We start from the raw sequence: 17,903 nt of genomic DNA on the forward strand, positions 1-17,903 counted from the left end.
AAGAGGGGCCGACCGGGCGCGACCACCTCCGTGATCAGGGCGCCGAGATCCGACGATTCGCGCCCCGACGCCGAGAGTCAGGAGCGGCTTCCGGCGTACGCGCCCGTGGAGGCCGAGCGGGTCGACGGCGGCGATCTCCGGCTGTCCCCGGAGACATGACCCGGAGCACCTGCGAGGACGAGGCGCGGCCGCCGGACGCGGATCGGGCGCGGGCGAGCGGGGGCGCGAAGGCGGGAAGCGACAGCGGGGGCTGGCAGGCGAGGGGGCGAGGTGGGGATCGTGACTCCTCGCGGGGACGGGCCGAGTTGTCCGTGCGAGCGGTGGGTGCGGACAAGTTCGCCGGCCCGGCGAGGGTCAGCCGAGGATGGGTCGGAGCGCGGGCGAGGCTCGCTGGGTTCAAAGGTCATGTCGTTTTGGACATGCTCTCATGGGCATGTCCAAAACGACATGTGATGAGAGGTCAGAGGTCGAGGAGCTGGCGGCAGGCGTCGGCGGCCCGGCGGACGCTGGCGCGATCGGTCCCGAATTGCAGGCCGGCCGCGGCGAACAGGTCGGGCAGGCGGGCGCGGGCGCCGAGCGCGAGGGCGCGGCGGAGGTCGGCGACGGCGGGCGCAGGCTCGGCGAGGGCGCGGCGGTGCAGCTGGACGGCGCCGAGGCCGGCGATGGCGTACTCGATGTAATAGAAGGGGAGCTCGAACACGTGCAGGCGGCGCTGCCACAGCGCGGCCCGATCGTCGTCGAGGCCGCTCCAGTCGACGCCGGGGCACAGGCGGCGGTGCTGCGCGAGCCAGGCGGCGTCGCGCGCCTGCGGATCGCGGGCCTGCTCGGGCCGGGTGTAGACCCAGTGCTGGAAGGCGTCGATCGCGGCGGCGTGCGGCAGGAACAGCACGAGCTGCTCGAGCTGGTGGCGCGCGGCGCAGGTGCAGGCGTCGGCGTCGTAGAAGGCGCCGAGGTGGCGCCCGCCGAGCAGCTCCATGCCCATGCTGGCGACCTCGCAGAACTCGATCGGCGGGCCGCGGTTCCAGATCAGCGGGTCGGCGGCGCAGGCGAGGGCGTGGAAGGCGTGGCCGGCCTCGTGCAAGACGGTGAGCAGGTCCTCGTGGCGGCCGAGGGCGCCGGCGAACACGAACGGGAGGCCGCTGGCGTCGAGGTGGACCTGGAAGGCGCCGGGGGCCTTGCCTGGCCTTGACATCAGGTCCAAAAGGCCATGTTCGGCGAGGACGGAGAACTGCCGCGCGAGCTCGGGATCGACGGCCTCGAAGGCGCGGGTGCAGCCGGCGATGAGCTGCTCCTCGCGGGTGAAGGGGGCGAGCGGACCGCCGGGCATGACGGCGAGGTCCCACGGGCGCAGGGCGGGCAGGCCGAGCGCGGCGGCGCGGCGGCGGAGGACGCGGCCGGCGAGCGGGACGAACTCGGCGGCGATGGCGTCGTGCAGCGCGAGGCACTCGCGCGGGCCGTAGGCGAGGCGGTCGAGGCGGCGGAAGCGATAGGCGCGATAGTCGGGCAGCTCGGCGGCGGCGGCCTGGGCGCGACGGTTGGCGAGCAGGCGGTCGAACAGGTGATCGAGCTCGGGCTTGGCGGCGCGGAAGCTGGCGGCGACGGTGCGCCAGGCGGCCTCGCGGCGGGCGCGATCGGGGTCGTCCTCGCTGCGCTCGACGTGGGTCAGCGGCGCGTCGGCGCCGTCCCACGCGGCCCGCATGCCGGCGCGCAGCCGACCGTACTCGGCGCACAGGTGCTGCTCGGCGACCTCGAGCGAGGCGAGGGCGGGGCGCCACAGATCGACGCGGTTGCGCAGGACGGCGAGGGCGCAGGCGTGGCCGGGAGGCAGGCGCGCGGCCGCGGGGTGCTCGACCAGGCGCCGCGCGAGCGCGTGACGCAGCGGCTTGCAGGCGGGCCCGAGGACGTCCACGTGGACCAGCCAGGCCCGCGCGGCCTCGAGATCGTCAGTGCTGCAGCTGCTGGCGATCTGACGCCGGGCCTGCGCCTCGGACAGGTGACTCTCGAGCTCGGACCAGTCGCGCAGCCACTGCTCGAGGATCCACGGATCGTCGACCGGGAGCGGCCGCGCCCCGAGCTCGCCGTAGCAGGCCTCGAGGTCGGCGAGCCGATCGAGGCGCACGCTGGCGGGCAAGTAGCGCCGCGGCGGCGGCGGGAGCGAGCCGAACACGGGCTGAAAGGTAGCACCGGTCCGGAGGCTGGTCGAAAGGACAGGTCAGTCGGGGGCCAGGCCGCGAGTGACGACGCGGATCGTGCGCTCGAGCTCGAGGTCGTCGTTCCACGGGTATTCGGGCAGGATCGCCAGGCGCGTGACGATGTAGCCGCCGACGACGCTCATGAGGATCCGCAGGACGGTCTCGGGCGGATCGTCGCGGATTTGTCCGCGCGCCTGGTACTTGCGGATGACCGCGAGCAGCTCCGGGACGATGTGGCGGCCGATGTGGCGGAACACCATCGCCCGCAGCTCGGGGCTGAGCGGGACCTCCTGCAGGAAGATCCGCAGGGCCGGCAGGTTCTCGCGCGCGACCTCGAGGCGGTTGCGCGCGAACACCCGCAGGAAGTCGGCGAACTCGGGCTCGTCGCTGTCGATCAGCCGGTGCACGTCGCGGAAGGCGATCGGCGCCAGCACCCGCTCGACGAACGGCTCGAGGATGTGGTCGAGCAGCAACTGCTTGGTCTTGAAGTGACGGAAGATCGTGCCCTCGGCGACGCCGGCTCGACGGGCGATCTCGCTGGTCGCGGCGCCTCGAAAGCCGCGCTCGGCGATCACCTCGATCGCGGCGCGGACGATGCGCTCGACGCCGCGCACCGGGGCTGGTTCGTCCTCGCGCGTGGCCATGGCCCGCAGATCATGGCCTGAGTGAGCACTCACTTGCAAGGCGAGGGGTGGCGTGTCACGGTGAGTGAGCACTCACTTCAGGAGCGGAGCGATGGAGTCGATCGATGTGCTGGTGGCTGGAGCAGGGCCCACGGGCTTGACGATGGCGTGCGAGCTGCGGCGGTTCGGGTTGCGCGTGCGGGTGATCGATCCCGCGCCGCGCACGACCGAGCACTCGAAGGCGCTGGTGGTGCACGCGCGCACGCGCGAGGTGTTCGAGGCGATGGGCCTGCGCGCGGCGGTCGAGGCCGAGGGCCAGGCGCTGGCGGCGGTGCAGGTGTACTTCGAGAAGGAGTTGCTCGGGCAACTCGACCTCGAGCGGCTCGGTCCGGCGGTGCCGCGGCCGCTGTTCCTCGACCAGAGCACGACGGAGCGGCTGCTGCAGGACCACCTGCTGCGGCTCGGCGGGGCGGTCGAGCGCGGGCGCAAGCTGCTGTCGTTCCGCGACGAGGGCGCGCAGGTGGTGGCGACGATCGGCGGCGACGACGGAGGCGAGGAGACGGTGACGGCGCGCTGGCTGGTGGGTTGCGACGGAGCCCACAGCGCGGTGCGGCACGGGCTCGGCTTACCGTTCGAAGGCTCGGCCTATGAGGACATGTTCGACCAGGCAGATCTGAAGATTCGCTGGGACCGGCCGCCGGGCCTCGGCTGCGCGTTCCTGCGGCCCGCGGGGCTGTGTGTGTTCGCCCCGCTGCCGCGCGACCGCTACCGCATCATCGTCATGGGCGGCGAGGGCCACGCGCCCGAGCCGACGCTGGAGATGTTTCAGCGGCTCGCCGACGAGCTGGTGCCGGGGGCAGTGCTGCACGACCCGGAGTGGATCCTGCGGTTCCGCCTGCATCACCGCATGGTGCCGCGGATGGCCGTGGGCTCGGTGTTCCTCGCCGGCGACGCGGCGCACATCCACAGCCCGGCGGGCGGCCAGGGGATGAACACGGGGATCCAGGACGCCTTCAACCTGGCGTGGAAGCTGGCGATGGTGGCCGGCGGCGCGGCCCGTCCGGAGCTGCTGGCGACCTATGACGCGGAGCGCCACGCGGTGGCGAAGCGGACGCTCGAGCTGACGGACAGGCTGTTCCGCGGCGCGACGAGTCGCCGGACGATGTCGCTGCGCAAGCTGGCGGTCGCGACGGTGCTGCGGTTCAGGCCGCTGCAGGCGCGGCTGATCCGGCGCATGTCGCAGCAGGGCGTGTCGTATCGCGAGACGGGGCCGGTGGTCGACGCGCGCGGCTGGCCGCATGCGCCGCCGCGGGCCGGCGATCGTGCGCCCGCGGCGATGCTTCGCGCGGGGGACGCCACGGTGTCGTTGCACGCGCTGGTGGCGAGCTCGCCGAAGATGACGCTCTTGCTGATGCACGGATCGTCGCGCTCGCAGGCGCTGTCGATCGCGGGTCGGGAGCTGGCGGAGCGCTGGGGACGATCGCTGGTGGTTCGCGACCTGGTCCTGGGTACAGGCGACGCGGACACGCTCGGCGATCCTTCGGGCGCAGTGGTCCGCGGGTGGAGAGTGCGAGCGCCTGAACTCGTGCTGCTCAGGCCCGATGGTCACGTGGCAGTGCGCGCGCCGCTGCGTCGGATCGACGCGCTGCAGGCTTACGCGGCGCGCTGGTTCTAGTGCCGCGGAGCAGCACGACGCTACTTGTGGTTGAGGCCGAAGTAGGCGGCGACGAGGGCGAGCAGCGGCGCGACGAACCACAGGACGCGGCCGGCGCCGGGCTTGCGAGCGACCAGGGCCGGGGCGGCGGCGAGGCAGATCCACACGAGCAACTTGGGGTGGACCCAGCCCGGCATGGCGCCGCCGTACTTCACGCCGAGCATGCCGAATCCGGCGATGACGATGAGCAGCGTTCCGATTCCGTGCGTGCCCGCGACGAGGCCGCGCGCCGGGTTGGTCTCACGCGTGCCGCCGGCGATGCCGTGGAACGCGAGGCCTCCGAGGCCCATAAAGAGGAGGACGATGCCGACGATGTGGAGGATCAGGAAGAGCTCGTAGGACACGGCGGCGCCGAGCCTCGCACGCCGCTGCGCGATTTGACAAGCTCGCGCCGGCCGGAAGGCTGATACACTCGGCGCCGATGTCGATCCAGGGCTACAGCGCATCGGAGTTTACCCACGAAGGCGTCACCAAGACGGTCTATCGGCGCGGCCGCGGTCCGGGGGTCATCGTCATCACCGAGGTCCCCGGCATCCACGACGCTGTGGTCACGTTCGCCAACCTGGTCGCCGACGCGGGCTTCACCGTGGTCCTGCCCGATCTGTTCGGCGTGCCGATGAAGCCGGTGTCCGGCGGCTACCTCGCCAACACGATGCTCAAGCTGTGCGTGAGCAAGGAGTTCAAGCTGCTCGCCGGCCACGAGTCGAGCCCGATCACCGAGTGGCTGCGCGGCCTGGCGCGCGCGCTGCACAAGGAGCTCGGCGGCAAGGGCGTCGGCGCGATCGGCATGTGCCTCACCGGCAACTTCGCGCTGTCGATGGCCGTCGAGCCGTCGCTGATGGCGCCGGTGATGTCGCAGCCGGCGCTGCCGCTGCCGGTCGGCAAGGCCCGCCGCGGCCAGCTGGCGCTCGCGCCCGACGAGCTCGCCACCGTCAAGCGCCGGATCAAGGACGAGGGCCTCAAGGTGCTCGGCCTGTGCTTCACCCACGACGGCAAGGTCCCGCGCGAGCGCTTCGAGACGCTCAAGCGCGAGCTCAAGGACGGCTTCGAGGCGATCGAGATCGACTCCGGCCCGGGCAACGCCCACGGGATCAAGCAGTCGGCCCACAGCGTGCTGACGGTCGACCTGGTGCGCGAGACGGGCCACCCGACCGAGCAGGCGCTGCAGCGGACGCTGTCGTTCCTGCGCGAGCGGCTGCAGTAGGGTGAGCGGTAGACTGAAGGGGCATGTCCGGGAGGGCATGCTCCTTCGTGCATGCTCGATCGGCTATGTCCCTCAGGTCATGGCCCGCCGGACAGGCTTACGTACAGCACGGGGACGGCGAGCCCGAGCAGCACGAGCAGGCCGCCGCGGCCCATCAGGCCCTTGCGGCCGGGCAGCATGAACAGGCCGGAGGCGGCGAGGAACAGCAGGAACACGGCGTAGCCGTCGGCGATGTAGGTCCAGGCCTTCTTGCCGCGGTTCAGGTGGAGCCAGTTGGCGATCCGCAGGAGCAGGCGCGGGCGCTGGCCGTCGGCGAGGACGGCGCCGCTGTCGAGGTCGACGTGCAGGGTGCTGCCGTCGAGGAGGATCGAGAGCTCGCGGACGTCGCTGCGGTAGACCTCGGTCGGCGGGGCGTCGATCGCCAGGGCGGCGAGGACCTGGTCGGCGGCGGCGCGGTCGTCCTCGGGGAGGGGCACGGCGACCTGATGGCGCGCCTCGTAGTTGACGAAGTTGGGGTCCCAGTCGGCGATGTGGTTGACGGCCAGGCCCGACAGCGCGTAGACGAAGGTGAGGCCGACGGCGACGTAGCCGATGTCGCGGTGAAGGGCCCGCAGCCACGGCCGCCAGCGGGCCGCACGCCGCCGCTCGGGCTCAGGCATAGCGCTCTTCCTTCCACGGGTCGGCGTGGTTGTGGTAGCCGCGGGTCTCCCAGTAGCCGGGCTCGTCGCGGGCGACGAACTTGATGCCGGTCAGCCACTTGGCGCTCTTCCAGAAGTAGAGGCCGGGCACGACGGCGCGCACCGGGCTGCCGTGCGGCCGCGCCAGCGGCTTGCCGGCGTGACGATGCGCGACGAGCACGTCGGGCGCGAGCGCCTCGGCCAGCAAGACGTTGGCGGTGTAGCCGTGGGCGCCCTCGAACACGACGTGCCGCGCGGACTTCTTGAGACCTGCCTTTTCGGCCAGGTGGCTGACGCGCACGCCCTTCCACGCCGCGCCGAGCAGCGACCAGCCGGTGACGCAGTGGACGTCGAGCTCGAGCTCGGTCTGCGGCTCGGCGAGCAGGCCGTTCCAGTCGAGCTCGAACGGCTTCTCGACCTCGCCGTAGATCTTGATCTTGACGTCGGCGGGGCTCGGGGAGCCGGGCACGCCGCCCATCGGCCGCAGCGCCTCGAGCACGCGCTGACCGGGCGGCAGCCGCGGGCGACCGTCGGCGAGGGTCATGGCCCTGGCCTCGCGGGTGAGGCGGTCGTTGAGGACCCAGAGCAGGCCGCCGCCCATGGCGGCGACGACGGTGCCGGAGGCGGCCCTGGCGAGGAATTCGCGCCGGTTCATGGCGGCGTGGACGGCAGGGGGGATCGGTCGGGGCTCAGGCATGACGAGTCTCGGCTTCCGGGTCCGACAACGCGGGGCCGCGGCGGCTGTTACGCCGGCGGCCGGACGCGCAATCGCAGGGTACCGTCGGCGGCCTGGGTGGTGTCGACGTCGAGGCCGGCGGCGGTCGCCGCGGCGCGCACGCGGGCGGCGGCGAGGGCCCGGCCGAGCGGGGCGACGAGGCGCTCGTTCAGGAGGGCGCGATCGTGCTCGCCGCACACGAGGACGAAGGTGCCGCCCTCGGCGCGCAGGCCGAAGTCGGCGACGGCCGCGAGCGCGCCCGCGGGCAGGCGCAGGTCGACCGGCTCGCCGGCGCACTCGAAGTTGCCCTCGAGCATGAGGCCCCCGGGGATCTCGGCCACCTCGGCCTGGAGCCCGAGCTCGTCGAGCGCGGCCAGCAGGTCGGCCCGCGCGAGCTCGCGGGCGCCGAGGTCGAGGCGGACGTAGCGGCTCATCGCGGGGTGTCCCTCGGTACATGGCACACAGGACATGTCTCTTCAGTCATGAGGACGTACCACCCGCAGCGAATGCAGGCGACCGCCGCCGCGGGTTCGGGCAGGGCGCCCGCGTCGCGGGGATCGTCCAGCGCCGGCAGCTCGAGCTGCTGGTGGGCCGGGCTGCGGGCGCGAGACACGGCGTGAGGCTGACCCGGGCGCGGCAGCCTGGCAAATTCTCGGGCGCGAACGGCGGGGCAATGTCGAGCGCCGGGGCCGCGGGGCGGCCCCTCGGACAGTGCGCCGCAGGAGCGCGCAGGCGGGCTCAGGTGCGGCCGGCGGCGGGCTGGCCAGCGAGACCCTCGGTCGCCCACAGGACGGCGAGGCGACGCAGCTGGTGCGCGCTGTGGGCCCCGAGCTTGAGCTTGAGGTTGGACTGGTGGGTCTCGACGGTCTTGATCGAGATCTTGAGCGACTCGGCGATGTTGCGGGTGTCGTGCCCGCGGCCCAGCAGCTCGAACACCTCGAGCTCGCGGTCGCTGAGGTTCTCGATGCCGGTGCCGGCGCGCGGGCGCGAGACCATGGCGTTCAGCATGGTCTCGGCCAGCTGCTCGCTGACCGCGAGCTCGCCCTTGAGCGACTTGCGGATGGCGCCGACGATCCGCTCGGCCGGCACGTGCTTCATCAGGTAGCCGTGCGCGCCGGCCCGCAGGACCCGCTCGCCGAACAGCTGCTCGTCGTGCATCGACAGCACCAGGAGCTTGAGCTCGGGCCAGGCGGCGCGGATCTGCTTGATCAGATCGATGCCGCTGCCGGTCTTGAGCGAGAGGTCGACGACCGCGAGGTCGACGGGCTTCTCGCGCAGGATGGCGAGCGCGGCCTCGGCGTCCTCGGCCTCACCGACGACCTCCAGGTCGGTCTCGGCTCCGAGGAGCTGCGACAGGCCGAGGCGGAAGATCGGGTGATCGTCGACGAGGAGGACCCGCGCCGGCGACGACGGCTGGTCCGCGAGTCCTGTTCCTTGAGACAGAGGAGTGATCGGCGGCTGCACGGTCATAATGAGCGCTCGTACAGTATCCCATAGCCGTGATCGCAGTGTCACGCACCTGGAGCCCGCGTGAGGTGGGAGCGCAGCACGAAAATTCCCACAAGCCTCGCATCACCGGTCGCTGCACGCTGCACACGCGTTCGCGTGAGCATCAGTTTGACTGAGATTCAACAACACAACGCTGCGAAGCGTCGTTCGCCGGCATTGCTCGGGTGATTTGCTGTTGTGCAGGCGTTGCGCGACCGCAGGCCACGCGAGCGTTGAAACCAAGAGACAGGTCGCTCAAGCGCGACGGGCCGCAGCGCTCGCCCACGCGCGCAGAGCCGCGATTTCGCCGGCACGGCTGCGGCTCAGCGGGATGGTCGCGGAGAGCGCGCGAGCGAGGTCGGCGCGCGCGAGTGGGCGCGACTCGGCGAAGGCGTCGATGCGCGCCTCGACGATCGCGCCCTCGATCTCGGCGCCCGAGAGTCCGTCGCTCGCGCGCACGAGCTCGACGAGGTCGGGCAACGGATCAGCGAGGACCGGGGCGATGCCGAGGTGCGAGCGCGGCGCGTGCTCGAGGTGGATCTGCGCGATGGCGGCGCGTTCGTCGGCGTCCGGCAAATCGACGAAGAAGATCTCGTCGAGACGTCCGCGGCGCGTCAGCTCCGGCGGAAGGCGCGTGACCTGGTTGGCGGTCGCGACCACGAACACCGGACGCCGCCGCTCCTGCAGCCAGGTGAGGAGACCGCCGAGCACGCGCGCCGCAGTGCCGGCGTCGCTCGCGGGACCCTCGCTGCCGGCGATGCCCTTGTCGAGCTCGTCGATCCACAGCGCGACCGGGGCGATGCGCTCGACGGTCGCGGTGACGCGGCGCAGGTTGGCCTCGCTCTCGCCGAGCGTGCCGCCGTAGAGCCGACCCGGCTCGAGGCGCAGGAGGCCGAGGTTCAGCTCGTGGGCGCACACGCGGGCGGCCAGGCTCTTGCCGCAGCCCTGGACGCCGACCAGCAGGACGCCGCGCGGATCGGGGATGGCCGCAGCCCGGGCCTCGGGACGCAGGGCGAGGGCCCGGCGCGCCAGCCAGCGCTTGAGCTGCGCGAGGCCGCCGAGCATGTCTGATGAGACAGGTTCGACGCGCTCGAGCAGACCGCCGCGGCGCAGCACCTCGGCCTTGCCCGCGGCCAGTTCGGCGGACGCGGCGGCGTCGTCGGCGGCCAGCGCGGCGCGGCGCAGCAGTCTTCGCGCCTGGTGCTCCGACAGGCCGAGCGCGGCGTCGGCCAGCTGCGGGGCGCGCCGGACCAGCGCGGCCGCGGGCCCGGGTCGTCCGGCGATCCGCAGCTCGTCGGCGAGGTCGGCGGCGAGGCCGGCGAGCTCATGCGCGTCGGGCAGCTCGAGCTCGAGCAGCTCGAGCTCGGGGATGGCGAGGATCGCCGGCGAGGGCTCGCCGACGACGAGCACCGCCGGGCCGACGCTGCGCTGCGAGAGCTCGCGGAGGGCCCGGAGGGCCACCGGATCGAGCGGCGGCGGATCGAGGAGGAGCCATAGCCCGGGGTCGGGGTCGCGCAGCAAACTCCGCAGTAGCTCGTTCAGCGGCTCGGGGGCGCCGAGGCCGTCGCGCCCGGCGGCGGCGCTCCAGGTGTGGACCGGCCAGTCGAGCCGCTCGCCGACGTCCTCGCACAGCCGCAGCGCGCGGGCCTCGTCGACGGCGCGCAGGGCCAGGCCGCGCGCGCCGGCCTGGAGCACCTCGCGCAGGCGGGCGGCGGTGCGGGCGAACGGGGTGTCGCTCGGGTCATGTCTCACGGAGCATGTCCTTCAGACCATGCCAACCAGGCCCGGAGCAGGTGGCTCTGGGCGGCGACTGAGACTGGGCCGTCGGGGTCGAAGCAGAAGCCGTTGAGCCACAGGCGGGTGCCGCGGAGGCGGGCGAGGCGGCCGTGCAGGAGCGCGAGGTCGGCGGCGCAGGCGCGGGCGAGGGTGGCGCGCGGGCGCGGCGCGAGGGTGTCTGGCCAAAAGGACAGGCGATAGGCGGGCCGGTCGTCGACGCGGAGCACGTCGAGCCGGAGCGCGCCGCTCGGCTCGCCAGCGAGGAGCTGGGCGCGGCGCAGCAGGTCGGGGAACGGCCGCGCCCGCGAGCCGCGGAAGTCGAGGGCGAAGAACACGGGGGCCGCGTCGGCGCCGGGGAGGGCGCGGGTCAGGCCGCGGGCCAGCGCGCGCGCGACGGCCTCGAGCGCGCCGGGGACCTGCGGCGACCCGAGCAGCGCGGCGACCGCGACCGGGGTGCCGGCGGCGGCGAGCGCGGCGACGACGGCCCGCAGGCGCCCGGGCACGCGCGCGACGAGGGCGACGGCGCGAGCGACGGCGCGGTCGTCGAGGCCCGGGCCGGCGAGCAGCGCGTCGAGCTCGTGCAGCGCGTCGTCCTCGTGCAGGACGTCGCTCGCTACCGGCGCGGGGACCAGCCACAAGTGTCGCCCGGGGTCTTCGCTGGCGCGGCCGAGGGCTGCGAGGGTGTCCGAAGGGACAGGTCCGTCGGAGCGCCGACCGCTCACGTCCGCTCCCGCATGGCCCGATCGATCTCGCGCTTCTGCTCGCGCTCCTTGATCGAGGCCCGCTTGTCGTAGGTCTTCTTGCCGCGGCAGAGGGCCAGCTCGAGCTTGATCCGGCCGTTTCGGGCGACCAGCGCCAGCGGGATCAAGGTGAGGCCGGCGGTGTCGACCGACTCGGCCAGGTGCTCGAGCTCCTTGCGGTGCAGCAGCAGCTTGCGCGCGCGCAGCGGCAGGTGGTTGCGGTCGTGGGCCTGCGTGTACTCGCCGATGTGGGCCTGGTACAGGAACAGCTGGTCGCCCTGGAACTGGCAGTAGGCCTCGCCGAGGCTGACGCGGCCGTCGCGGATCGACTTGACCTCGCTGCCCATGAGCGCGAGGCCGGCCTCGTAGCGCTCGAGGACCTCGTACTCGAAGGTGGCGCGGCGGTTCTGGACGAAGAGGTGGCCGTCCTTCGTCGCGGTCTTGTCGGTCTTCTTCACGGCGGGGGTGGAAAGCTACAAAGCGGCGCGCAGGAGGGCAAGCCCGGCGGCGCGGGCGGCCCCGGCGGCGCGCACGACGTCGAGGCAGGCGGTCAGGGTGCTGCCGGTGGTGGTCACGTCGTCGACCACGAGGACGCGCAGGCCGGCGAGCGAGCGCCCGGATCTCACGGCGATCGCCCCCGCGAGGTTGTCGCGCCGGGCCGGGCGGTCGAGCTCGGTCTGCGGCGAGGTCGCGCGCACGCGGTGCAGGAGGCGCGGCCGGACGCGGGCGCCGTTCGGGGCCTCGCGCGCGGCCCAGCGGCTCAGGAGGGCGGCCTGGTTGTAGCCGCGGGCGAGGGCGCGGCGCCAGTGCAAGGGGACCGGCGCGACGAGATCCCAGCCCTCGCGCCACACCGGCGCGTGGGCGAGGAGCCGGCCCAGCGGCCCGGCCAGTTCGAGCTCGCCCGCGAATTTGAGGCGGGTGACGGCGCGAGCCAGCGGGCCCTCATATAGGAAGCAGGCCTCGATGTCGCCGAGGCGACGCGCGGCCGGGTCGAGCGGCGCGAGCTCGGGGGCGCAGCGGCTGCACAGGGGCGGCACGCCCCCGGCAACGGGAGCGCGCAGCAGGTGACGACAGGCGAGACAGACCGGCGGGAGCAGGAAGTCGAGGAGCACACGGAGAGGTCGTGCGAACGACCGTCGTTGTTGCACGCGCAAGAGATCGCGCTGGAGATCTTGCCGAATTCGGCGAGTAACGGGGCTGTGAAGATCATTTCGCCGTGCGATGCAAGCGGCCCGGCGCGCGGCCGATCGCGCCTTTTGCCGAGAATTCGTCGACTCTGCCGCGATGCTCGCCATCCACGGCGGAGGAAGACGCACACATCGCCTCTGCGCATGATCTGGCGTGCAAATCACGGGAGTGGGCGGCACGCTAATCACAAGGAGGTCGCATCATGCTCGCACACGATCTCGGATCTCTCAGCGTCGGAAGTCTCTTGACGACTTCCACGTTCACGGTGAAGCCGGCCGATCTGACCGCGCATGTGGAGTCCAGCTTCTTGGGACAGGTGGTGGGCTGCGGGGAGGAGATGCTGACCACGGGGAGCGTGTCCGGCGGCGCGCCGGAGCCCTGGGGTCGCCTGTGTCCGCTGCCGGTCGTACTCGGCCGGGTGCTGTCGGCCCTGGCCCACAGCGATCCGCTCCGCGACGTCGCGCTGACGCTGCGCAGCATCAGCCGCGTACGTCGCTTCGGAGAGATGGTCGTGGGGGAGCCGCTGACTGCGATCGCGACGGTGCGCTTCCGCAGCGGCAGAGTACCGAATGCGACGCACGTGACGCTGGCCGTCGAGGTTCACCGCGAGAGTCACCACGGCCGCGTCGGTGCGACGGCCCTGAGCTTCGAGGTCGGGCTCGAGCTGCGATCGGCCGCCAGCGCCGCCGTAGAGGCGCGGGCGACCGCTGGCGCCGCTGCCGCGTGAGCCGCCGAGCGCGTCGACGCGGCCCGATCGCCGGGCCGCGTCATGGTTGTTCGACCATGTCTCAAGATGCAGTCTGTCGCGTGTGCTCCGACCGCTCGGCGCACGCGACCTGCGCAGTGGCCCGCGGTCCGGTGACGCTGCTGGGTGGTCTTTGAGACAGAGGCAATGGCGCCCTGTGAATTGCCGCGAAGCGCGTTTCCGCGCAAAGACTGAGTTAATCTTCTCGGCCACGATCGGGTGCGCATCAGCTTGCCAAGGCGGATCCCCTGTGTGACCTTCAGTCTGCGGCGCATGCTCTACGAGGACCGCTACAAGCTGATTTTGGCCGCGTGCCAGGATATCCGCCGCCATCGCGAGCAGGTCGCCAAGACGGTGATTGCGAGCCAGCTCCTCGAGGCGCTGGACGTCGATGTCCCGAGCGACGCGCTCCTGTCCCACATCGTCGCCGAGTCGCTGTTGCGGCGGATCGACCGCAACCTGCTGTCGGGGCGGAACTTGTACCTGCAAGCCGAGAAGCGGCCGCAGATCGATCTGTTCACGCTGCTGCAGCGCGCGATCCCGGCCGTGCCGCAGGGCTACGCGCTGGCCAACCAGTACCTGGTCCACGCGATGCGCCAGTCGCCGGCGCCGACGCTGCTCGAGATCGGGATCGGCAAGGGCCTGCAGATCGTCGCCCTGCTGCGGGCGCTCGCGCGCGATCCCGGCAAGATCGAGCGGATCAAGGTGATCGCGCTCGATCCCAACCGCTCGGTCCTGAATGAGGGCGTGGCCGCGATCGACGAGGTTCGCGCCGAGCTGCCGTTCGACATCGAGATCTATCCGCTGGTCAAGCTGATCGAGGTCTGCGAGGATGCCGACTACGCGCACTTCGAGGCGCTCGCCGAGGGGAGCTTGTCGATCAACGCGGCCTACACGCTGCACCACACCACGGGCCCCGACAGCGAGTCTCGGACCAGGCTGCTGCGGCGGCTGCGGGCCCTGAAGCCGCGGGTGTTCACGCTGGTGGAGCCGAGCTCGGACCACGACACCGAGCACCTGACCCGGCGCATGCACCACTGCTGGCAACACTTCGCCACCGTGTTCGACCTGGTCGACCGCAGCGACGCGTCGCCCGACGAGAAGTTCGCCATCAAGGAGGGGTTCTTCGGCCGCGAGGTCCGCGACATCCTCGGGACCAGCGACGCCTTCCGCTGCGAGCGCCACGAGACGCTCGAGTCGTGGCTGCTGCGGCTCAAGAAGTCGGGCTTTGTCGCCTACCCGTCGATCGACGTCGACGTCGATCTGCCGGAGTACTGCCGCTCGACGGTCAGCTCGGGTCTGGTGCGGCTTTCGTACCGCGGCGTGCCGATCATCGCTGTGTTCGCGTTCGCGGGGGAGGGGGCATGAGCGAAGAGACCGAGGCGAGCGAGCCGGTGGTCCACGGGGCGCTGATGGCGGGCTTCGCCCAGGCCTGCGTCAACCTCAACATCGTCGCCGGGCGGCGGGCCAACGCGCTGCTGGCCGACATCGACATGGGGCGGTGGTTCCCGCTCGCCAAGTGGATGGAGCTCGAGCGCATGGTCGGCGAGTCGTACGCCAACGTCGAGCCGATCCGGCTCAAGCTCGGCATCGAGATGATGACGCTGTGGTACCACCACGGGCCCGGCAAGATGCTGATCCACCGCGGCGCCGACTTCCTGCACTTTCAGACAGGTAGCAACGGGATCGCCAGCGTGATCCGCGGGCCGCGCGACGTGGTCGGCTCGTTCGACCTGGCCGAGTTCGACGCCGAGCGCGGCCACGCGGTCATCCGCTCGTCGACGCCGTTCGACAAGACGATCGAGTGCGGCGTGCTCATCGGCGGGGTGATGGCGCCGGGCGACCTGCACTACGTCGACGTGACGAACGACGGCGACCTCAACCGGCTCGTGGTGGAGTTCCACTGAGATGACCCTCGACGAGATCCTCCAGGGAAAAGACCCCGATCGCATGTCCGAGCTGGCGCCGGCCGACCTGCGCAAGCTGTTCTGGATGTACAAGGGCCTGCTCAAGCGGGTCGAGCGCGACACCGCGTACTGGCAGGCGACCAACGACAACCTGCGCACCGCCTACGAGCGCCTCGACGAGCAGGAGCGCGAGCTGGCGCGCGCCTACCAGACCATCCGCCAGGACCTCGAGATCGCGCAGCAGGTGCAGCACGCGCTGCTGCCCAAGGACCACCCCGAGATGCTCGCGCGGTTCGAGTTCTCGGTCTACCACAAGCAGATGACCGAGGTCGGCGGCGACTACTACGACTTCTACCGCCTGCGCGACGGCTGCCACGCGATCGGCGTGTTCGACATCTCCGGCCACGGCGTGTCGGCGGCGCTGATCATGGCCTACCTCAAGGCCCAGCTGGTGCAGACGATGGAGCAGGTGTCGCGCCCGCGGGAGATCGTCGAGTACCTCAACACCGCGACCGTCGGGTTCCTCCGCGAGGTCCGCCGCTACGCCACCGTCAACTTCGTCTCGTTCGGCGAGCACTCGTTCCGCTACGTGTGCGGCGGCGGCTACGGGGTACTGATCCGCGGCGGCGAGGTCCACACGTTCAACAAGGGCGACCCGTTCATCGGCCTGCGCCGCCGCGCCTACAGCGAGTACGAGCTGCCCTTCGAGACAGGTGACGTGCTGGCGCTGTACACCGACGGCCTGGTCGAGGCCCAGGACAACAGCGGCGCCGACTACAGCACGCGCCGGCTGCACGAGCTGGTGCGCACGAACTCGCACCTGCCGGCCAACGAGATCCTGCAGCGCTGCCTCGACGACTACGGCCAGTTCCGCCGCGTCGATGCCGACGACATCACCCTCATCGTGCTCCGGAGGCGGGCGGCGTGAACGACCACGAGCTGGATGACGAGCCGATCACGACCAGCGTCGGGCTGACGCTGACCGTGGCACCGATGGGCGACCTCCGCGGCAACCTCGCCACGATCGTCGGCGAGTCGCTGCTGGCGATGCTGACGGTGTTCTACCCGCAGGCGCTGTGCAAGAAAGCCAACGTCGTCATCACGGAGCTGGTCCAGAACGTGATCGACAACGTCAGCGATCCCGCCAGCCAGATGCGCGTCGACTTGCGCATCGACGGCGACGCGCTACAGGTGCAGGTCACGAACAAGGCCACTGTCGAGCAGTACCAGGTGGTCAAGGACCGGGTCGACCAGCTGACCACCGCGACCGACCCCAAGCGCCTGTTCGCCGACACGCTGCGCGCGCGCCGCCTGCAGCGGCTGCGCGGCGGGCTCGGCCTCATCCGGCTGGTCTCCGAGAACCGCTTCCGCTTGTCCGCGACCTACGCGGGCGAACAACTGACCATGCAGGCGGTGTTTCCTTTGCGAGGTGCGCAATGAACGTCCTCACGTACGGCGAGATCATGGACGGCGGCGTCAGTGTGTTCCACTGCGTCGCGCGCGAGGACGAGGGGAACTTCTCCCTCACGTTCTCCGGCGTGGTCCGGATCGACAACCCCTACCGCTACCTGTCGCTGTTGCTGCAGGACCTGCGCGACATCCTGCCCAAGCGCGAGATCAGCCGCAGCGTGCTCGACTTCACCGAGCTCGAGTTCTGCAACTCGAACGGCTTCTACGTGATCATGGACATCGTCGAGCTGGTCTACCTGCTGCTGCCCGGCCCGGTGCTGGTGCGTCGCCTGCAAGAGGACGACTGGCAGCAGGAGACGCTGCCCATCCTGCTCAACCTCGACGAGGAGTCGATCGCCGCCCGGACGACCTTCGAGGACGTGCGAGAGCTCTGACATGGTGGCCCTCCTCGAGCTGGTCGAGCCGATCGCGCTGCGCGTCGACGCCGACGGGCGCGTGACGCCGGCGTCGCCCGCGGCGGCCCGCTGGCTGGCCGCCCGCCCCGGCGCGCCCAGCCTCGGCGCGCTGTTCGGCGCCGCCTCGCCGGCGTTCCTGCGCAGCCTGGCCGAGAGCAGCGGCAAGGCGGTGCCGGAGCATCCCTGGCCGGAAGGACCTGCCGCCTGGGACCTGTCCCTCGAGCCATCCGACGCGGTGCTGGCGGTCGGGGTGGCGATCCGGCCGCCGCGCGCGCTGGCGTCGCAGCTGGCGCACGCGACCCTGCTCGACAAGAGCCTGGCGCTGGCGGTGCTGCCGCGCGAGTCGGCGGCGCCGCTCGGCGAGCGGCTCCAGCCCAAGGCGTACCGCGAGTCGACGGTGATGTTCATCGACGCCGTCCAGTTCTCGCGCCTGGCGGCCCGCGTCGACCCGGTCACCTGCCTCAAGCAGCTCGACTTCTTCTTCTCGGCCTTCGACCAGATCACCTCGGCGTTCGCGGTCGAGAAGCTGCGCACGGCCGGCGACACCTACGTGGCGGTGGCGGGGATCCCCCACCGCCGCCTGTCGCACGCGGTCGACGCGACGTTCGCGGCGCTTCGCTGCGCCCAGGTGGTCGCGTCGGGGCTGGTGCCGATGGTCGACGATTGGGACTGGAGCTTCCGCATCGGCCTGCACGCCGGTCCGTGCATCTCCGGCGTGCTCGGGGCCAAGAAGCCGGTCTACGACCTGTGGGGCGACACCGTCAGCATCGCCAGCCACGTCGAGCGCGTCGGCCAGGCCGACTCGGTGTGCGTGTCGGGGACGGTCAAGCAGCTCATCGAGCCGTTCTTCGCGCTCGAATTCCTGCAGACGACCGTCACCCGCAGCGTCGGCGAGGTCGAGGTGTACGCGGTCCGCGGGCTCCTGCCCGAGCTGCAGGCCGACGACCAGGCCGTCGTGGCCAACGCGGAGTTCCAGCAGCGCTACGAGTCGCGCTTCGCCTCGCCGTGCCCGGCCGTCGCCCTCGAGGCGCTCGGGGTCGAGCTCGGGCAAGGGCTCGACGAGTTCTGA

General features: G+C 71.7%; 21 protein-coding genes. 9 read left to right on the forward strand and 12 right to left on the reverse strand.

The window, feature by feature from the left end:
• Window positions 1-460 precede the first annotated feature (460 nt).
• Window positions 461-2,167: a M3 family oligoendopeptidase gene (locus K7C98_RS07030; protein ID WP_224190786.1), complete on the reverse strand. Its 1,707-nt coding sequence runs from the start codon at window positions 2,165-2,167 to the stop codon at window positions 461-463.
• A 45-nt stretch (window positions 2,168-2,212) separates the two neighbouring features.
• On the reverse strand, window positions 2,213-2,836 hold the full coding sequence (locus tag K7C98_RS07035; RefSeq protein ID WP_224190787.1) for a TetR/AcrR family transcriptional regulator: 624 nt from the start codon (window positions 2,834-2,836) through the stop codon (window positions 2,213-2,215).
• Window positions 2,837-2,927: 91 nt separating this feature from the next.
• Between K7C98_RS07035 and K7C98_RS07040 the strand changes: the two genes are divergently transcribed.
• The gene (locus tag K7C98_RS07040) at window positions 2,928-4,490 is read left to right on the forward strand and encodes an FAD-dependent monooxygenase (protein ID WP_224190788.1); all 1,563 of its coding nucleotides are present in this window, start codon (window positions 2,928-2,930) and stop codon (window positions 4,488-4,490) included.
• 20 nt (window positions 4,491-4,510) lie between these two features.
• Here the strand turns inward: K7C98_RS07040 and K7C98_RS07045 are convergent, their stop codons facing one another.
• The gene (locus K7C98_RS07045; protein WP_224190789.1) at window positions 4,511-4,873 is read right to left on the reverse strand and encodes a hypothetical protein; all 363 of its coding nucleotides are present in this window, start codon (window positions 4,871-4,873) and stop codon (window positions 4,511-4,513) included.
• A gap of 77 nt (window positions 4,874-4,950) precedes the next feature.
• Between K7C98_RS07045 and K7C98_RS07050 the strand changes: the two genes are divergently transcribed.
• Entirely contained in the window at window positions 4,951-5,733 is a 783-nt protein-coding gene (locus K7C98_RS07050) for a dienelactone hydrolase family protein (RefSeq protein ID WP_224190790.1), read from the forward strand.
• Window positions 5,734-5,810: 77 nt separating this feature from the next.
• On the opposite strand, the gene K7C98_RS07055 is transcribed toward K7C98_RS07050, so the two are convergent.
• The 9 genes from K7C98_RS07055 to K7C98_RS07095 form a co-directional block, all read right to left on the reverse strand.
• Window positions 5,811-6,392: a hypothetical protein gene (locus tag K7C98_RS07055; protein WP_224190791.1), complete on the reverse strand. Its 582-nt coding sequence runs from the start codon at window positions 6,390-6,392 to the stop codon at window positions 5,811-5,813.
• On the reverse strand, window positions 6,385-7,107 hold the full coding sequence (locus tag K7C98_RS07060; protein ID WP_224190792.1) for a molybdopterin-dependent oxidoreductase: 723 nt from the start codon (window positions 7,105-7,107) through the stop codon (window positions 6,385-6,387). Before K7C98_RS07060 ends, K7C98_RS07055 begins: the two co-directional genes overlap by 8 nt.
• A 47-nt stretch (window positions 7,108-7,154) precedes the next feature.
• Entirely contained in the window at window positions 7,155-7,559 is a 405-nt protein-coding gene (locus K7C98_RS07065; RefSeq protein ID WP_224190793.1) for a hypothetical protein, read from the reverse strand.
• Entirely contained in the window at window positions 7,556-7,738 is a 183-nt protein-coding gene (locus K7C98_RS07070) for a hypothetical protein (protein ID WP_224190794.1), read from the reverse strand. Before K7C98_RS07070 ends, K7C98_RS07065 begins: the two co-directional genes overlap by 4 nt.
• A gap of 125 nt (window positions 7,739-7,863) precedes the next feature.
• Complete coding sequence (locus tag K7C98_RS07075; RefSeq protein ID WP_224190795.1) at window positions 7,864-8,595, reverse strand: response regulator; 732 nt, start codon at window positions 8,593-8,595, stop codon at window positions 7,864-7,866.
• Window positions 8,596-8,868: 273 nt separating this feature from the next.
• Window positions 8,869-10,365 (reverse strand): AAA family ATPase, encoded by a 1,497-nt coding sequence (locus K7C98_RS44645; protein WP_224190796.1) that lies wholly within the window; start codon window positions 10,363-10,365, stop codon window positions 8,869-8,871.
• Entirely contained in the window at window positions 10,362-11,111 is a 750-nt protein-coding gene (locus K7C98_RS07085) for a hypothetical protein (protein ID WP_224190797.1), read from the reverse strand. Before K7C98_RS07085 ends, K7C98_RS44645 begins: the two co-directional genes overlap by 4 nt.
• Window positions 11,108-11,587 (reverse strand): SsrA-binding protein SmpB, encoded by a 480-nt coding sequence (gene smpB, locus K7C98_RS07090; RefSeq protein ID WP_224190798.1) that lies wholly within the window; start codon window positions 11,585-11,587, stop codon window positions 11,108-11,110. The genes K7C98_RS07085 and smpB overlap by 4 nt, the downstream gene beginning before the upstream one ends.
• A 15-nt stretch (window positions 11,588-11,602) precedes the next feature.
• Complete coding sequence (locus K7C98_RS07095) at window positions 11,603-12,241, reverse strand: ComF family protein (RefSeq protein ID WP_224190799.1); 639 nt, start codon at window positions 12,239-12,241, stop codon at window positions 11,603-11,605.
• Between the two features lie 278 nt (window positions 12,242-12,519).
• Here K7C98_RS07095 and K7C98_RS07100 point away from each other — a divergent pair, with 278 nt between their 5' ends.
• The 7 genes from K7C98_RS07100 (at window position 12,520) to K7C98_RS07130 (ending at window position 17,903) form a co-directional block, all read left to right on the forward strand.
• Window positions 12,520-13,044 carry a hypothetical protein gene (locus K7C98_RS07100; protein WP_224190800.1) on the forward strand — a complete coding sequence of 175 codons (525 nt, stop codon included), beginning with the start codon at window positions 12,520-12,522 and terminating at the stop codon, window positions 13,042-13,044.
• Between the two features lie 270 nt (window positions 13,045-13,314).
• Window positions 13,315-14,430: a GRAS family protein gene (locus K7C98_RS07105; protein ID WP_224190801.1), complete on the forward strand. Its 1,116-nt coding sequence runs from the start codon at window positions 13,315-13,317 to the stop codon at window positions 14,428-14,430.
• The gene (locus tag K7C98_RS07110) at window positions 14,427-14,969 is read left to right on the forward strand and encodes a hypothetical protein (RefSeq protein WP_224190802.1); all 543 of its coding nucleotides are present in this window, start codon (window positions 14,427-14,429) and stop codon (window positions 14,967-14,969) included. Before K7C98_RS07105 ends, K7C98_RS07110 begins: the two co-directional genes overlap by 4 nt.
• A gap of 1 nt (window position 14,970) precedes the next feature.
• Complete coding sequence (locus tag K7C98_RS07115) at window positions 14,971-15,897, forward strand: PP2C family protein-serine/threonine phosphatase (RefSeq protein WP_224190803.1); 927 nt, start codon at window positions 14,971-14,973, stop codon at window positions 15,895-15,897.
• Window positions 15,894-16,409: an ATP-binding protein gene (locus K7C98_RS07120; RefSeq protein ID WP_224190804.1), complete on the forward strand. Its 516-nt coding sequence runs from the start codon at window positions 15,894-15,896 to the stop codon at window positions 16,407-16,409. The genes K7C98_RS07115 and K7C98_RS07120 overlap by 4 nt, the downstream gene beginning before the upstream one ends.
• On the forward strand, window positions 16,406-16,813 hold the full coding sequence (locus K7C98_RS07125; protein WP_224190805.1) for a hypothetical protein: 408 nt from the start codon (window positions 16,406-16,408) through the stop codon (window positions 16,811-16,813). Before K7C98_RS07120 ends, K7C98_RS07125 begins: the two co-directional genes overlap by 4 nt.
• 1 nt (window position 16,814) lies before the next feature.
• Window positions 16,815-17,903, forward strand: a complete 1,089-nt coding sequence (locus tag K7C98_RS07130; RefSeq protein ID WP_224190806.1) for an adenylate/guanylate cyclase domain-containing protein — start codon at window positions 16,815-16,817, stop codon at window positions 17,901-17,903.

Source organism: Nannocystis pusilla (assembly GCF_020073745.1).
Lineage (GTDB): Bacteria > Myxococcota_A > Polyangia > Nannocystales > Nannocystaceae > Nannocystis > Nannocystis radixulma.